Below are 15,506 nucleotides of genomic sequence, written 5' to 3' on the forward strand. Positions count from 1 at the left end.
TCTTCCTCCGTCTCTGACCCGTAAGACTTGTTCCAGTCTTTCGAAGCCACGTCCTGCAGGTGCTCCGCGTCGGGCTTGCTCAGCCTCGATCCACCGATGAAGGCTGGGTTGGCGAGACCCCGTAGACAGAAGGTGCCCCTTGAGCTGGAAGGATAGGAGTTCTCACGCTTCTATCGTTCGGCTCGAAAGGGCACCTCGCAGGTGAGATTACGCCATGACGCGCCGGTGGTGCGCGCGACGTTTGATGATCCGAATCTGGTGTCGTGTGCCGGGCTGGTGCCGGTGATGCGGCTGGCCGAGCGGGCCGGTCTGCATGACGCGGTCACCGACCGGTTGAGCCTGCCGACGGACAAGGGCGCGAACCCGGCCGGGAAGGTCGCCACGATCATCGCGGGGATGCTCGCCGGTGCGGACAGCATCGACGACCTCGACGTGACCCGGCACGGCGGCATGCGGTCGCTGTTCACCAGCGTGTACGCGCCCTCGACACTCGGCTCGTTCCTGCGCACGTTCACCCATGGGCATGTGCGGCAGTTGCAGGCCGCCGCCCGAGACACGTTGATCGGCCTGGCTCGGCGGGCACCACTGCTGGCCGGCGCCGACACGCTGTGTTTTGTGGACATCGATTCGATGCTGCGGCGGGTGTTCGGCAAGCGCAAGCAGGGCATCGGGTTCGGCCACGCCAAGGTCGGCGGCTACAACGTCTGGCTGCGCGGCTACAACCCTGTGGTGGCGACGTTGTCCACGCCGTTGTCGGTGCCGGTGATCGCCGCCACCCGACTGCGCGCCGGTAACGCCGGCTCGGCCCGCGGTGCGGCCAGCATGATCGCCGAGGCGATCACCACGGCCCGCTCGTGCGGCGCAACGGGGGAGATCGTGGTGCGCGCCGACTCGGCGTTCTACGCCAAGACCGTCATCGCCGCCTGCCGCCGCCGCAAGGTGCGGTTCTCACTCACCACCCGGATCGACGCGAAGATCCGCACCGCCTGCGAGAGCATCACGGACGCCCAGTGGATCGACATCAAGTATCCGCAGGCCGTCTGGGACGACGACGCCGGAAGGTGGATCTCCGACGCGCAGATCGCCGAGACCGAGTACACCGCGTTCGCCGGCACCCGCCACCAGATCACCGCCCGGCTGATCGTGCGCCGCGTCCGCCGCGACGACCCCGCCCAGGCCCCGGGCCAGGAAGAACTGCTGCCCACCTACCGGTATCACGCGGTGTTCACCGACAGCCCCTACACGCTCGTGCAGGCCGAAGCCCAGCACCGCCAACACGCGATCATCGAGCAGGTCAACGCCGACCTGATCGCCGGACCCCTCGCGCACCTGCCCTCGGGCCGGTTCAGCGCGAACGACACCTGGCTGACCTGCGCCGGCATCGCCCACAACCTCACCCGCGCCGCCGGACACCTCGCCGCCGGCGCCTGGGCGACCGCCCGCCCGGCCACCATCCGCACCCGGATCATCAACGTCGCCGCCCGCCTCGCCCACCGGGCCCGCACCATCATCGTGCACCTACCCGAGCACTGGCCCTGGCAAGCAGCGCTCGACAACCTCTACACCGCCGTCGGGCCGGCACCCGGCTGACCACGACCCACCAGCCGGAACCAGGCGGCCCGACCACAGGCCACAACCCCCGCTACCCGCCCCGAACCACCCAACCGGAGCAAGCCGATCACGTAATCGGCGGCTCCCACACACCCTGCCGAATCACCAATCACAAAAAGATCAATTGGCCATCAGCGGCAACCGCATCGGTGGATCGAGGCTCAGTCCCGTAGCGCGCAAAATGTTGACAGACATGACCTTTATTTGTCCTGCGGCGGTGGCACCTGCCGTCCCGAGCCCGGTTTTCAGCGCGGCTTCGGCGTGACTGGCAGCCCGCATTGCGGCCCGTTGGACGGGTGTGACGGGTTCCGCCTGTGAAGAGAACCCGTCGTCTGCCCGGCTGACGGCGAAAGCCAGACATCGCAGGGAATCGACCAGCCGGTTCGGCAGAGGCTCCTGATAGCGTATGGCCGTTCTGAGGCTCATGCCCAGTGGACGGCTCATCTCCAGGGTCCGAAGCATTAGGCCGGCGCCGTGCTGCCAGCCCTGCAATTCCCTGCGTTCGCGCCAGTACAGTGGTGAGACCGTGACGACCTCAGCAGCACCCGCCAGCGTCGTTTCCAGCTCGTCGGTCCTGACGGCACGCAGCCGGTCGATGACCTGTTTGGCAAGAGTCGCGTCCCGCGAGGCCACGGCGTCGCCGGCTTCGGCGAGGTGTTCGGCGAGTTGGCTCAACAGCGGACCGGCTGCCCTCCGGACCCGATAGATCGGGTTCATTGGCAGCACGACCAGCGACACGACAACACCGACCACACCGCCGACCATTCCGTCGACGAGGCGGGGAGCCGCGAGGTCGGTCGATGCAGGAGCCAGTACAGCGATCACCATGGCGCTACCGCCCACCTGGGCGAGGAATCCTCCTTCACCACTGAGCCTCCCGGCCAGGAATATCGCCACCGCCACGATGAGGCCGATCGTGAGGAAACCGCTGCCGATCAACACCACGAGGAGGTCCGCCACGACGACCCCCACGGTGATCCCCGCGATGACATACGCCGTACGACGGATGCGGTGACCGATCGAGCTCGCGATGGTACTGACCGCGATCGCCGGGGCGAAAACCGGTTGCGGGTTGTGAAGCAAATCCGCCGCGACAACCCAAGCGAGAGCGGCAGCGACACCTGCCTGCACGGCCACGAGCAGATTCGGCCGCACCTTGCGCAGGTGGTTGACAATAGTCTCGCTCCCCTGCCGCCCCAGGGCCGCCAATGCCCCCTCACAATGCTCCCCGCCACGCTCTTTCATTCGGATATCCAAGCCCAGGTGCTCGCCCACCGAATCGACACGCCCGCTCTTACCCGATCGGTCGCGTTCGAAACCAGGTGCCGGGCTCATGGCCTTGTCGGACAAGCGCACCGTAACTGGCTTCCGTCGGGTCAGCCGTCGGCGGTGAAAAGCCCCTGGATGCCAACGATCATCGCGATGAGGCCGAACACCGCGAGGAGCAGGCGGGCACCGCCCGGCGTCCCCGACCGGTCGCCGCGCGGTGCCGACCGCCCAGACAGCCGGGTCCACAGCAGTGCGAGTCCGACACCGATCCCCACCACCTCGAAGTGGAACACCCGGGGACCGGACATCAGGTGGACCATGAGGTAGTAGCCGCCAGTCACGAGCGCGACGACGCCGACCACCCAGGCGATCGGGCGCCCCCGGTCGGCGAGGCGACCCAGGTCGTCGCCGACTCGCGGCATGAGCCGCAATAGCCCGACAGCGAGCAGAAAACCGCCGACGATGTTGGCGAGGTCGAGCAGCAACGCCATGATCATCAACAGCCTCCCACGGTCGGACCTGTGCCGCCGTGACCATACCCACGCCCACAATTGACCAAACGGGACGAGTGCACCGCGACGCGTGCCGGTCGCGGTGTGCTGCCCGCCCCGTGGGTAAGGTCTGCGCCGGAAGCCGCGTAGGAACGAGGCCCGGCGACGCATCCACCACCTTGCGGCCCGACAACCCTGACGCGCCACATCGGGGCCGTGGCCAGGCCACCCGGCCGCGCCCCTCACCACGTCACGATGTCCCACCGTCACCCGGCGGTGCCGCCGGCACCGCCGGGTGACGTCGCCCCCGGTCACGCCGCACTGATCACCATCGGATCCCGGGCACCCGCACCGTCACGGCCCCGCTCCGCCACCGGGTCACCGTCGCCGACCACGATCGGGCGGCGGCAGACGTACACCAGCGCGGGCGGCAGGTTGCTCCAGACGGTCCGGCTGATCACGACCTCCTCGAACCGGGACCGCAACGACCTCAGCAGCCGCCGGGCCGGAGGGGCGTACCGCGCGTGGACGTAGGCGAACGTCGTGAAGACGCCGCCGGGCCGCAGGACCGCGACCGCCTCCGACAGGATCTCGTGCTGGAGCTGGTGGTCGAACGCCGCCCACGGCAGACCGCTGACGATGACGTCGACCGGGCCGACGCCGCGGTGCGCCAGCACGTCCCGCAGGACGGTGGCATCCGTGTTGACCACCTCGACGGACGGGTGGCGTGCCGCCAGGCGTTGCGCGAACCGCGCGTTGACCTCGACGGCGATGTGCCGGCCGCCGCCCGCCAGGCGTCGCTGGATGAGTTCGGTGAACGCGCCGGTGCCGGGCCCGAGTTCGACAACGGTGGGAGAGCCTGTCCGTGGCACCGCGGCCGTGGCCACCTCGGCCAACGCGAGCGAACTCGGCGCGACGGCGCCGACGGTCAGGGGGTTGCGCACGAACTCGAGGAAGAACGACACGGCTCAGCGCACCCCCGCGCCGTGCGCTGCGTCGTCCGGCTGCCGGTGTGCCATCTGCGACTTCCCATCACTCATCGTCGGTTGCCACCGTCGGTCGGGCGGCGCTCCCAGGTTGCCCCAGGATCGGCGGAACTTCCACGGTCTGTCGATCACAGGCTGGGCGGACCCGGTCGCGGGAAGGGGGGATCGCCGGTCCCTGGTTGTCCCTCAGCGGCGGCGGTAGAACGGGGTCAGGGCCACCACACGGCACAGGAGGCAGACATGATCGATCGGGCCGGGCTCGCCGAGTTCCTGCGCCGCCGCCGGGAGTCGCTGCAGCCCGAGGACGTCGGCCTCCCGCGCGGGCAGCGCCGCCGGACCACCGGTCTGCGCCGCGAGGAGGTCGCCCTGCTGTGCCACATCTCCACGGATTACTACAGTCGGCTGGAGCGCGGGCGCGGACCGCACCCGTCCGAGCAGATGATCGCCTCGATCGCGCAGGGTCTGCACCTGTCACTGGACGAGCGCGACCACCTGTTCCGGCTCGCCGGCCACAATCCGCCCACCAGGGGGGCGATCAGTGAGCACATCAGTCCCGGCTTGCTGCGCATTCTCGACCGGCTCGCCGACACACCGGCCGAAGTCGTCACCGAGCTGGGTGAGACGCTGCGGCAGACCCCGCTCGGCGTCGCGCTGACCGGCGACCTCACCCGCTACACGGGGCCGGCCCGCAGCATCGGGTACCGCTGGTTCACCGACCCGGCCTGCCGGGCCCTGTACCACCCGGACGACCACGCGCTGCACTCCCGCGTCTTCGCGTCCGGGCTGCGCGCGGTGGTCACTCTCCGGGGACCCGGCTCGTGGGCCGCCCACCTGCAGAACCTGCTGCTCGACCGCAGCGAGGAGTTCCGCGCCGTGTGGCAGGAACACGAGATCGGGGTCCGGCACGACAACGTCAAACGCTTCGTCCACCCCGAGATCGGCGAGCTCGACCTGACCTGCCAGGCCCTGCTCGACCCGGTGCAGTCGCACCGCCTGCTCGTCTACACCGCCGTTCCCGGCACGGAGAGCCACGAGAAACTCCAGCTTCTCTCGGTCATCGGAGCGCACGACCTGATGGCCACGCCATCCGGCAACCAGGGTCCTTGACCCACCGGCGCGGGCCGGCGCGGAGACCCGCTAGCAGCAGCCCGTCTCCGCGTCCGGGCAGGCCTGCGGGTCGACGGTGAGCACCAGCCCCAGCAGGTCGCCCAGGGCGTGCGCCAACCGCCGGTCGGCCAACTCGTAGCGGCTGCGCCGGCCCTCGGGGACCGCGACGACCAGCCCGCACCCCCGCAGGCAGGCCAGGTGGTTGGACAGGTTCTGCCGGGTGACGCCCAGCAGGTCCGCCAGGTCGGCCGGATAACCCGGGCCTTCCCGCAGGGCCAGCAGCAACCGCGCCCGGGTCGGGTCGGACAGCGCGTGCCCGAACCGTGCCATCACCTGCCCGTGTGTCAGAGCTTCCACGATCGCAATATACACCGCCTTGTGTATTCAGCGAACGCTGAACTAATGTGAGCCCGCACCCAGCGGGTGCACCCGCGCGTCGGCGAAGGACCCGACGGCGACGGACGAGACGACAGGAGCCGGTGATGGGCGACGCATGCTGCGGAGCCGAGCCGCGCCCGACCGGCACCACGGCGGAGCCGCAGGAGCCGCGACGGCTGTGGCAGATTCGTGAGCTGCGGCTGTCCGCGCTGGCCGGGGTCCTGCTGGCGGTGGCGCTGATCGCCGGCTGGGCGGGTGCACCCCCGCCGGTCGCGACAGGGCTCGAGATCGCCGCCCTGGCGCTGGGCGCCGCCACCTTCGTGCCCGGCACGGTACGGCGCCTGCTGACGGGCCGGATCGGGGTCGGCACCCTGATGACGATCGCCGCGGTCGGCGCCGTGGCCCTGGGACAGGTCTTCGAAGCGGCGATGCTCGCCTTCCTGTACTCCGTCAGCGAGGGGCTGGAGGAGTACTCGCTGGCCCGTACCCGGCGCGGGCTGCGGGCACTGCTCTCACTGGTGCCGGCGCAGGCCACCGTGCTGCGGCATGGCCGGGAACAGGTGGTGGCCCCGGCCGAGTTGCGCACCGGTGACGTGCTGGTGGTGCGGGCCGGTGAACGGCTGGCCACCGACGGCGTGGTGCGCTCCGGGCACACCGCGCTGGACGTCTCCGCGATCACCGGCGAGTCGGTACCGGTCGAGGTCGGCGTCGGCACCGCCGTCTACGCGGGCTCGATCAACGGCAGCGGGGTCATCGAGGTGACGGTCACCGCCGCCGCGCAGGACAACTCGCTGGCCCGCATCGTCCGGATCGTGGAGGCCGAGCAGGGGCGCAAGGGCGCCAGCCAGCGGCTCGCCGACCGCATCGCCAGGCCCCTGGTGCCCGGGATCATGGTGCTGGCCGTCCTGATCGCCGCGCTCGGCAGCCTGGTCGGCGACCCGGCGCTGTGGCTCGAACGGGCGCTCGTGGTGCTGGTCGCGGCCTCCCCCTGCGCGTTGGCGATCTCGGTGCCGGTGACGGTGTTCGCGGCGGTCGGCGCGGCCAGCAGGTTCGGGGTGCTGGTCAAGGGCGGTGCCGCGCTGGAGACCCTCGGTACGGTCCGGGCGGTCGCACTGGACAAGACCGGGACCCTGACCCGTAACCAACCCACGGTCGTCGAGGTCGTGGCCGCGACGGGCAGTACCCGTGACCAGGTGCTGGACGTGGCGGCGGCGCTGGAGGCGCGCAGCGGGCACCCGCTGGCCCGCGCGGTCCTGGCAGCGGTGGAGGACATCCGACCCGCCACCGCCGTCCAGACCGTCCCCGGGGCCGGCCTGACCGGGCGACTCGACGGCGCGCCGGTACGCCTGGGCCGGCCCGGCTGGGTCGGGGCCGGGCACCTGGCCGGCGAGGTGGCCCGGATGCAGGCGGCGGGGGCCACGGCCGTGCTGGTCGAGGTCGACGGTCGGGTGATCGGCGCGGTCGCGGTCCGTGACGAGCTGCGCCCGGAGGCCGCCGAGGTGATCGCCCGGCTCCGGCGCGGCGGTTGCCGGGTGGCGATGCTCACCGGCGACAACCTCACCACCGCCACCGCCCTCGCCCGGCAGGCCGGCATCGACGAGGTGCACGCCGACCTGCGGCCGGAGGACAAGGCCCGCATCGTCACGGACCTGCGAGCACGCCAGGTGACCGCCATGGTCGGCGACGGGGTCAACGACGCGCCCGCGCTGGCCACCGCGGACCTCGGGATCGCCATGGGCGCGATGGGCACGGACGTGGCGATCGAGACCGCGGACGTCGCCCTCATGGGGGAGGATCTGCGGCACCTGCCGCAGGCGCTCGACCACGCCCGCCGGTCCCGCCGGATCATGCTGCAGAACGTCGGCATGTCCCTCGGTCTCATCGCCGTGCTCATCCCGCTGTCCCTGCTCGGCCTGCTCGGTCTCGCGGCGGTCGTCGCCGTGCACGAGCTCGCGGAGGTGCTCGTGATCGCCAACGGCGTCCGCGCCGGTCGGGCCCGGGGCCTGCGACCGCTGCCGTCCACCGTCACCCCCTGACCGTGGAGACCACCCCCACACCCGCTACTACCTGACGTAGTAAATATGTGGGAGAGTGGGAGCGGCGACCACGGAAGCGTGCCGACGCGCTCGCGGCGGGCTGGACACGACCGGATTTAACGGTCGGTACCGGGATCGAGCGCCACCAGATCAATACAGCAAACCCTGTACCGTGGTCGGACGAGCGGGCCGCCGCCGGGCCTGCGGCCACGGCGCGACGACCGGTGAAGGACGAGGACATGACCAGGAACACGCGACTGACCCTCGCGGCCATCGCGGCACTGGTGCTGGTGGTGGCCGGCGTGCTCACCGTCGACCGGCGCGACCGGTCCACCACCGTCAGCGCCAGCGCCGACGGCACGGTCGACCCGGCCACGCTCGTCCGCGAGGACAGTCACGTGCTCGCCACCGCCGCCGACGGCAAGGTGACCCTGGTCGAGTTCCTGGACTTCGAATGCGAGGCCTGTGGCGCCGCCTACCCGGCCGTCACGCAGATCCTCGCCGCCTACGAGGGGCGCATCACCTTCGTGGTGCGGTACTTCCCCCTGCCCGGCCACCCCAACTCCGGCCTCGCCGCCCGGACCGCGCAGGCCGCCGCCAACCAGGGGCGCTTCGCCGAGATGTACGCGCTGCTGTTCGAGAACCAGAACGCGTGGGGGCACCGGGAGCAACCGCAGACCGAGGTGTTCCTCGGCTACGCCCGCACCCTCGGCCTGGACGTCGACCGCTTCCAGCGTGACCTCGACGACCCCGCCACCGCCGCCCGGGTCGCCAGGGACAAGGCCGACGGCGAGGCCGCCGGAGTGAGCGGCACGCCGACGTTCTTCCTCAACGGCCGCCCGTTGACCGACCTGCGCGGCCAGGACGACCTCACCGCCGCGATCGACGCCGCCCTCGCCGAGTGAGCGCCGCCACCGTCGCCCCCGCCGGGGCCAGCCCCGACGAGATCCGGTTCATCAGCCGGGTCACCGCGTGGATCCTCACCGTCGGCGGCGCGGTCGGCCTGCTCGCCGCCGCCACCCTCACCGTCGAGAAGATCAACCTGCTCGCCGATCCGAGCTACGTCCCCACCTGCAGCCTCAACCCGATCCTGTCCTGCGGCTCGGTGATGACCACCCCGCAGGCCGAGGTCTTCGGCTTCCCCAACTCGCTCATCGGCATCGCCGGGTTCGCCGTCGTCACCACCGTCGGCGTCCTCGCGCTCGCCGGCGTACCCCTGCCGCGCTGGTTCTGGCTCGGCCTGCAGGCCGGCGTCACCTTCGGCGTCGTGTTCGTGCACTGGCTGATCTACCAGAGCGTCTCCGTCATCGGCGCGCTGTGCCCGTACTGCATGGTGGTCTGGGCCGTCACCATCCCGATCTTCCTCTACACCAGCCTGCGTACCCTCACCACCGTGCTCACCCTGCGCGCGCGGGCGCGCGCCGCGGCGGCCGGCGCGGCCCGGTACCACAGCCTCATCCTCGTCGTCTGGTTCGGCGTCATCGTCGTCGCGATCCTGTTCCGGTTCTGGGACTACTGGCGCACCCTGCTGTAGCGCGAGGATCCCGCCGGACGACGCCCCGCCGGCGACGCGCCGATCGTCCACCACCCTGCGAGGAGCACACCCGGTGTCGCACCCGTCCGGCCTGGTCGCCACGATGGAACGCCGCCAGGTCCCCCTCTACCTGGCGGCGCTGGCGGTCGGGGCGCTGACGGGCTGGGCGGCTCCCGCCGCGGGACCGCTGCTGGAGCACGCCATCAGTCCGGTCCTGGCCGCCCTGCTGTACGTGACCTTCCTCCAGGTGCCCGCCGCCGAGCTGGTCCGCTCGCTGCGGTCGGGCCGTTTCCTGGCCGCCGCGATGGTGGTCAACTTCGTCGTCGTGCCGGTGGTGGTCGCGGCGATGTTCGGTCTCCTCCCCGACGACCGGGCGGTCCGACTGGGCGTGCTGCTGGTGCTGCTCACCCCGTGCGTGGACTACGTGATCGCCTTCAGCGGACTGGCCGGCGGCAGCAGCCGACGGCTCCTCGCCGCGACACCCGTGCTGCTGCTCGCGCAGATGCTCCTGCTGCCCGGCCTGCTGGTGCTGTTCATGGGGCCGGGCCTGGCCGACGTGGTCGAGGCCGGCCCGTTCGTCGAGGCGTTCGTGGTGCTGATCGTCATCCCGTTGACGCTGGCCTGGCTCACCCAGGCCTGGGCGGTCCGCCGCCCGGCCGGGCGGCGGACCGCCGACGCGGCCGGCACCCTGATGGTGCCGCTGATGGTGGCGACCCTGCTGACCGTGGTGGCCTCCCAGGTCCCCACGCTGGGCGACGGCCTCGCCGACGTGGCCCGGGTCGTCCCGTTCTACGTCGTCTTCCTGGTCGTGATGGCCGTCGCCGGGCTCGGCGTCGCCCGCCTGTTCCGGCTCCCGACCGCCGAGGGCCGGGCGATCGTCTTCACCGGCGCGACCCGCAACTCCCTGGTCGTCCTGCCCCTGGCCCTCGCGCTGCCCGAAGCCCTGGCGATCGCCGCGGTGGTGATCGTCACCCAGACCCTCGTCGAGGTCGTCGGGATGGTGGTCTACGTCCGGGCGGTACCCCGGCTGCTGCCCGCCCGCTGACCCCCGCCGCCCGCCGGCTCAGCCCGGTCCGACCGGCCCCGGTGGGCGGCCCCGGCAACGCCGGGCCGGGGGCGACGAGCGCGGACGGGTGGGTGCGGGACGCCACGTCCCACCACCCACCCGCCCGACCGGGACGGTTCCGGTGCGCCGACTCAGGGGGTGAGCACCACCGTGGAGATGCTGCGCGCGCCGACGTTGACGCTGACCTGTCCACCGTTCACGCTGACCGGCTGGCTGGCCGCGTTGGCGTTGATCGAGGTCAGGTAGTGCTCGGCCCGGCTGATGTTCTGCGGCACCTGGATCACGGCGTTGTTGACCGCGCTGGTCGACCGGTTGAGGATCACCAGCGTGGTCTTCCCGCCACCGGTGTAGGCGGTCACCTCCAGGGGGTTGGCCTTGGAACTCTTCGTCAGGGCGACCCGCTGGTACCCGGGCCGGACGTACTTGGAGTACTGCGAGAAGGCGTACCCGCGCTTGAGCGGGGCACCGGCCGTGGTGCCGAAGGCCGACTCACCGTCGCCGATGAACGAGTAGTACCGCTTGCCGTACCACCAGACGTAGGCGGTCCAGTTGGCCTCCATCGACCGGTGCACGGTCCGCATGATGTCGTCGAGGGTCTCGTTCCAGACCGTCTGGTTGCCGGGGTTGCCCCAGATGTTGGAGCCGTTGCCGTCGGCCTCGTGCAGGTTCCACTCGGTCATCCACACCGGCTTGTTGTGCTGGTCCGCCAGCGGGTACGAGCGCAGCCGGCCGGCGGCCTCGGTGCCGTACAGGTGGCCGCCGATGTAGCCGATGTTGTTGCGGGCGGTGGTGTCGTTCAGGGTGGGGTCGGTGTAGGTGTAGTTCAGGTTCACCGCCTCGGCGACCATCAGCTTGGTGTTCTGCACCCGCGACCCGTGGTCCCGGACGAAGTTGCGCAGCTCGGTGCCGCTCCAGTCCATCGAGTCGTAGTCCGGGTGCCAGTCCGGCTCGTTCTGCACCGACGTGACGTCGACGGTCACGCCCTGGTTGCGCATGTACTGGACGTAGCTGTTGAGGTGGTTCGCGTAGTCGTCGTAGTAGTCGGTCCGCAGCTTGCCGCCGTTGATCCGGCTGTTGTTCGTCTTCCACGCCGCCGGGGCCGTCCACGGCGAGGCGAGGATCTTCACGCCCGGCGCGTACGACTTCGCCGTCCGCAGGGCGTTGACGTGGGTCGGCCACTCACCGGAGACCGGTGAGATGCCGGTCCGCACGATCGACAGGCCCAACTGGTTGGCTCCGAGCCCGACCAGGGTCTGGGTCTCCGCCGTCGACCAGGCGCTGCCCCAGATCGACTGCGCGGCCCCGAACCCGTCGACCGTCTGGTACCGGGTGGCGCTGTTGACCGTGATGTCCGCCGGGCCGGTGGGGGGCGGCGTGGTCGGCCCGGTGGTGGGTGGCGTGGTCGGCGGGGTGGTCGGCGTCGTACCGCCGGTGCAGGCCACGCCGTTCAGCGCGAAGCTGGTGGGCGCCGGGTTGCTGCCGCTCCACGAGCCGTTGAAGCCGAACGACGTGGTGCCGTTGGTCGCGATGGCGCCGTTGTAACTGACGTTCCGGGCGGTGACCGCTGCACCGCTCTGGGTCACCGTCGCGTTCCAGGCCTCGGCGACGGTCTGCCCGGCACCGTAGGACCAGGTCAGTGTCCAACCCGTGACCGGATCACCGAGATTGGTGATGGCCACGTTGGCGCCGAACCCACCCTGCCACTGCGACGCCACGCTGTAGTTGACCGAACAGCCGGCGGCTGCGGCACCGGCCGGCAGGGCCACGGCGACCGCGGCCGATGCCACCAGGACGGTGCCGGCCGCCACCAGGGCGGTCTTGGTCACGTTCTTCCTTTTCATCGAACCTCTCTTTCCGGTGGGGGCGACCGCCACCGCATCCGGTGCGGCGCGGCCGGTCCCGTCGTCAGCGTTGAAGGGTGAGCAGACCGGGCCGGTAGGGCAGGAGGCCGTAGTCCCCGCCCGAGTTGGGGTCGCGGCCCTGGTAGAGCAGTTGCAGGTTGCAGGGGTCGACGGTCATCGTCTGGTCGGCGCTGCTGCGGATCAGCTCGCCGTGGCTGATGTCGTTGGTCCAGCTCGCGTTGCTGTTGGCCTTGCCGGCGAAGGGGTTGCTCTCGGTCGCGGCCTGCGGGGTCCACGTGCCGCCCAGGCTGGTGGCCGTGAACGAGCGGAAGAAGCGCCCCCGGGCGCCCATCGCCTCGACGAGCATCAGGTACCGGTTCTGGCCCTGGAGCTTGTAGACCTGGACCGCCTCGAACAGGTTGGCGGTGGTGTCGGTCATGATCGTGGTGTAGTTCGAGCCGAAGTTGCCCGGGAAGTTGCCGATCGGCATGCTGGCCCGGTAGATCCGCCCGTTGTCCCCGGCGAAGAACAGGTACATGTTCTGGTCGTCACCGATCAGCGCCTGGTCGATCGGGCCGGTGCCGGAGTTGGAGATGCTCCCCGTGAAGAGCGTCTGCTGCGCCGACCACGAGTTGACGTTGGTGGGGTCGGTCGAGGTGCGGTAGGAGAAGGCCGTGCCACCCCACTGGTACGCGAGCACCCAGATGTTGCGCGGGGCGAAGTAGAACAGGGTGGGCGCGACGGTGGCGAAGGGCATGGTGTTCTGGCTGGCCGACGCCATGTCGGACCAGTTGGTGAAGAGGCCGAAGCTCATCGAGCCCCACCTGGTGCCCGTGTCGTGGGTGGTGGCGTAGACCAGGTGCCGGCCGTTGTACGGCGCGTAGGTGAAGTCCTTCAGCGACACCCACCCCGCCTTCGGGCTGGCCAGCGGGCCGGTGGAGGCCCAGCGGTAGGTCGACGGCAGGGCGCAGGTGCCCCCGGGTGGGGTGGTCGGCGCGGTGGTCGGTGGCGTGGTCGGCGGGGTCGTGGGGACCGGGCTGCCGGTGCAGGTCACGCCGTTGAGGGCGAAGCTCGTCGGGGCCGGGTTGCCGCCCGGCGAGGAACCGTTGAAGCCGAACGACACCGTGCCGTTGGTGGCGACCGACCCGTTGTAGCTCACGTTCCGCGCGGTCACGGCGGCGCCGCTCTGGGTCAGCGTGGTGTTCCACGACTGGGTCACCGTCTGCCCCGCGCTGAACGACCAGGTCAGCGTCCAGCCGGTCAGCGGGTCACCGAGGTTCGTGATCGTGACGTTGGCGCCGAACCCGCCCTGCCACTGCGACGACACCGCGTAGTTCACCGAACAGCCCGCGGCCGCCGCGCCGGCCGGCAGCGCCACGACGACCACCGCCGCCGACGCCAGCACCGCGACGCCGGCCGACACCAGTCCGGCATTGAAAAGCCTGGATCTCTTCATCGCATGCCCTTCCCGCGAGAGGGCGACCTCACATCCACAGGTCTCGCTCGCGTAGTGAACGTTAACATCTGTGACGCGTACGGTACGGGAGCGCTCCCAGCCCGACAACCATCGATCCAACATGTACCGGTTTCAGTGTTCGCACCACAGGGCTCGGGCCGGTGCGGACGGCCCGGTCGGGTGCCGGTCCGGTCAGCCGCCGACCGCGACCGCGAAGATGTGCATGGTCGGGACGCCGACCGCGGGTCGAGCGCTGATCGCGGGCAACTCCACCCGGGTCACCGGCTTGTCCTGCAGGCGTACCCCGGCGTAGTAGACGCAGGCGGGGACGGTCACCCGCTGGTTGCCGGGGCGGTTCTGGTACGCGGTGACCACGGCGGCGGTGCCCCCGACGTGCGGGCCGCCGTACCAGTCGGGCGCGGCGAGGGTGAAGGCCTGCCGGGTGCCGTCGGTGTAGACCACGGCGGCGGTGCCGGAGACGGCCCCGTACGTGACCCCGGGGTGGGCACGCCGGGAGCCGACGGGGCGAATTCCGGGGTGGGGCGACCCCGGCTCGCCCCACCCCCCGTACGACGCCGCACCGGGGTGACGGCACCGGCCACACCGCAGGGCGACCACCGGTGATGTTACCGTTCACAGTTTATCGGACATGGATAACGGGCGGGCCCCCCGTCCAGGAGGGGCACCCGGGTCACCGCAGGGCGGCAGACGCCTGACGTATCTACCGTGGCGACGGTCGCCGGGGCGCGGGTCCACCGTCACCGGACCGGTCCGAGGGGGCGGCGGCCGACCCCCCGACCCGCCGCGCCAGGTCGTAGGTGCGGATCGCGGTGCCGGCGAAGATCGCCTCCCGCTCCCCGGGCGTCAGCGACGGCAACGCGGCGGTCAACGCCCGGCGCACCCCGGGATAGTCCGACCGGAGCAGGCAGACCGGCCAGTCCGAACCGAACATCAGACGGTCCGCCCCGAACTCCTCGACCGCCACCGCGACGAACGGGCGCAGGTCGTCCACCGACCAGTCCGGCCGGGCCTCGGTGACCAGGCCGGAGAGCTTGCCCGTCACGTTCGGGTTGGCCGCCAGCGCGGCCAGCGGCCCCCGCCAGTCGCGCAGCCCCGCCGCTCCGGCGGCGATGCGGGGCTTGCCGAGATGGTCCAGGACGAACCGCAGGTGCGGCACCGACCGGGCCGCACGGGCCGCCGCCGGTAGCTGGTCGGCGCGGATCACCAGGTCGAACACGAGCCCGGCGGCGGCGACCTCGGCCAGCCCGCGCCGCACGTCCGGCCGGTCGAGGTGGTCCGGGTCGGGCTCCCCCTGCACCTGGGAGCGGACCCCGACGAGCAGGTCTCCGCCGCGCATCCGGCGGTAGCGCGCGATGGTGGCGGCCACGTCGTCGGCCGCGACGTCGAGCCAGGCCACCACGCCGAGGATCGGCTCCGTGTCGGCGGCGTGCCCCAGGAACTCGGCCGCCTCGTCGGGGTGGCAGCGTCCACCCTCGACCAGCACCGTGCCGTGCACGCCGGTCGCGGTCACCTCGGCGACCAGGTCCGCCGGGGTGAACGGCCGGCGGATGGCGGCCAGCCCGGGATCGTCGAGCCAGGTGTACCCGCGCTCCGGCCGCCACAGGTGGTGGTGCGCGTCGATGATCATGCTGGTGCCGTCCCGGTGCTGCGACGTGGGAGAACGGACGTCGACGTGGCCACGGACGAGGCACGCCCGGTCACGGCGCTCCC

Annotated in this window: 14 protein-coding genes; 6 read left to right on the forward strand and 8 right to left on the reverse strand. The window is 71.2% G+C overall.

Annotation, left to right across the window (positions count from 1 at the left end; genetic code table 11):
• The first annotated feature begins 201 nt into the window (after positions 1-201).
• Positions 202-1,590: an IS1380 family transposase gene (locus tag ACQUFX_RS22530; protein ID WP_428962273.1), complete on the forward strand. Its 1,389-nt coding sequence runs from the start codon at positions 202-204 to the stop codon at positions 1,588-1,590.
• Positions 1,591-1,731: 141 nt separating this feature from the next.
• Here ACQUFX_RS22530 and ACQUFX_RS22535 read toward each other — a convergent pair whose 3' ends face one another.
• The 3 genes from ACQUFX_RS22535 to ACQUFX_RS22545 form a co-directional block, all read right to left on the reverse strand.
• Positions 1,732-2,967 carry an FUSC family protein gene (locus ACQUFX_RS22535; protein WP_428962304.1) on the reverse strand — a complete coding sequence of 412 codons (1,236 nt, stop codon included), beginning with the start codon at positions 2,965-2,967 and terminating at the stop codon, positions 1,732-1,734.
• 20 nt (positions 2,968-2,987) lie between these two features.
• A complete protein-coding gene (locus ACQUFX_RS22540) occupies positions 2,988-3,377 on the reverse strand; it encodes a hypothetical protein (protein WP_428962305.1) in 390 nt (129 codons plus the stop codon).
• A 305-nt stretch (positions 3,378-3,682) separates the two neighbouring features.
• Entirely contained in the window at positions 3,683-4,336 is a 654-nt protein-coding gene (locus ACQUFX_RS22545) for a class I SAM-dependent methyltransferase (protein ID WP_428962306.1), read from the reverse strand.
• Positions 4,337-4,597: 261 nt separating this feature from the next.
• On the opposite strand from ACQUFX_RS22545, the gene ACQUFX_RS22550 reads away from it, so the two are divergent.
• The gene (locus ACQUFX_RS22550; RefSeq protein WP_428962307.1) at positions 4,598-5,464 is read left to right on the forward strand and encodes a helix-turn-helix transcriptional regulator; all 867 of its coding nucleotides are present in this window, start codon (positions 4,598-4,600) and stop codon (positions 5,462-5,464) included.
• A 30-nt stretch (positions 5,465-5,494) separates the two neighbouring features.
• On the opposite strand, the gene ACQUFX_RS22555 is transcribed toward ACQUFX_RS22550, so the two are convergent.
• Entirely contained in the window at positions 5,495-5,794 is a 300-nt protein-coding gene (locus ACQUFX_RS22555; RefSeq protein WP_428967037.1) for an ArsR/SmtB family transcription factor, read from the reverse strand.
• 152 nt (positions 5,795-5,946) lie between these two features.
• Here ACQUFX_RS22555 and ACQUFX_RS22560 point away from each other — a divergent pair, with 152 nt between their 5' ends.
• The 4 genes from ACQUFX_RS22560 to ACQUFX_RS22575 all read left to right on the forward strand — a co-directional run bounded on the left by ACQUFX_RS22560 (position 5,947) and on the right by ACQUFX_RS22575 (position 10,457).
• Complete coding sequence (locus ACQUFX_RS22560; protein ID WP_428962308.1) at positions 5,947-7,878, forward strand: heavy metal translocating P-type ATPase; 1,932 nt, start codon at positions 5,947-5,949, stop codon at positions 7,876-7,878.
• Positions 7,879-8,117: 239 nt separating this feature from the next.
• The gene (locus ACQUFX_RS22565; protein ID WP_428962309.1) at positions 8,118-8,783 is read left to right on the forward strand and encodes a DsbA family protein; all 666 of its coding nucleotides are present in this window, start codon (positions 8,118-8,120) and stop codon (positions 8,781-8,783) included.
• Complete coding sequence (locus ACQUFX_RS22570; RefSeq protein WP_428962310.1) at positions 8,780-9,412, forward strand: vitamin K epoxide reductase family protein; 633 nt, start codon at positions 8,780-8,782, stop codon at positions 9,410-9,412. Before ACQUFX_RS22565 ends, ACQUFX_RS22570 begins: the two co-directional genes overlap by 4 nt.
• A 73-nt stretch (positions 9,413-9,485) precedes the next feature.
• Positions 9,486-10,457: an arsenic resistance protein gene (locus ACQUFX_RS22575; RefSeq protein ID WP_428962311.1), complete on the forward strand. Its 972-nt coding sequence runs from the start codon at positions 9,486-9,488 to the stop codon at positions 10,455-10,457.
• Positions 10,458-10,609: 152 nt separating this feature from the next.
• On the opposite strand, the gene ACQUFX_RS22580 is transcribed toward ACQUFX_RS22575, so the two are convergent.
• The 4 genes from ACQUFX_RS22580 to ACQUFX_RS22595 form a co-directional block, all read right to left on the reverse strand.
• Positions 10,610-12,319, reverse strand: a complete 1,710-nt coding sequence (locus ACQUFX_RS22580; RefSeq protein ID WP_428962312.1) for a cellulose binding domain-containing protein — start codon at positions 12,317-12,319, stop codon at positions 10,610-10,612.
• A gap of 64 nt (positions 12,320-12,383) precedes the next feature.
• Positions 12,384-13,775, reverse strand: coding sequence for a non-reducing end alpha-L-arabinofuranosidase family hydrolase (locus ACQUFX_RS22585; protein WP_428962313.1), 1,392 nt, complete (start codon positions 13,773-13,775; stop codon positions 12,384-12,386).
• A gap of 192 nt (positions 13,776-13,967) precedes the next feature.
• Positions 13,968-14,237, reverse strand: coding sequence for a hypothetical protein (locus ACQUFX_RS22590; protein ID WP_428962314.1), 270 nt, complete (start codon positions 14,235-14,237; stop codon positions 13,968-13,970).
• 259 nt (positions 14,238-14,496) lie between these two features.
• Positions 14,497-15,423, reverse strand: a complete 927-nt coding sequence (locus ACQUFX_RS22595; protein ID WP_428962315.1) for an amidohydrolase family protein — start codon at positions 15,421-15,423, stop codon at positions 14,497-14,499.
• Positions 15,424-15,506: the final 83 nt, after the last annotated feature.

Source organism: Micromonospora fluostatini (assembly GCF_050410825.1).
In the GTDB taxonomy this organism is placed as follows: Bacteria; Actinomycetota; Actinomycetes; order Mycobacteriales; family Micromonosporaceae; genus Micromonospora; species Micromonospora rosaria.

Bases quoted from the DNA above. Each gene is read 5' to 3' on its own strand.
- ACQUFX_RS22540 (WP_428962305.1), bottom strand. From the start codon at position 3,377: ATGATCATGGCGTTGCTGCTCGACCTCGCCAACATCGTCGGCGGTTTT.
- ACQUFX_RS22550 (WP_428962307.1), top strand. From the start codon at position 4,598: ATGATCGATCGGGCCGGGCTCGCCGAGTTCCTGCGCCGCCGCCGGGAG.
- ACQUFX_RS22555 (WP_428967037.1), bottom strand. From the start codon at position 5,794: ATGGCACGGTTCGGGCACGCGCTGTCCGACCCGACCCGGGCGCGGTTG.
- ACQUFX_RS22560 (WP_428962308.1), top strand. From the start codon at position 5,947: ATGGGCGACGCATGCTGCGGAGCCGAGCCGCGCCCGACCGGCACCACG.
- ACQUFX_RS22565 (WP_428962309.1), top strand. From the start codon at position 8,118: ATGACCAGGAACACGCGACTGACCCTCGCGGCCATCGCGGCACTGGTG.
- ACQUFX_RS22580 (WP_428962312.1), bottom strand. From the start codon at position 12,319: ATGAAAAGGAAGAACGTGACCAAGACCGCCCTGGTGGCGGCCGGCACC.
- ACQUFX_RS22585 (WP_428962313.1), bottom strand. From the start codon at position 13,775: ATGAAGAGATCCAGGCTTTTCAATGCCGGACTGGTGTCGGCCGGCGTC.
- ACQUFX_RS22595 (WP_428962315.1), bottom strand. From the start codon at position 15,423: ATGATCATCGACGCGCACCACCACCTGTGGCGGCCGGAGCGCGGGTAC.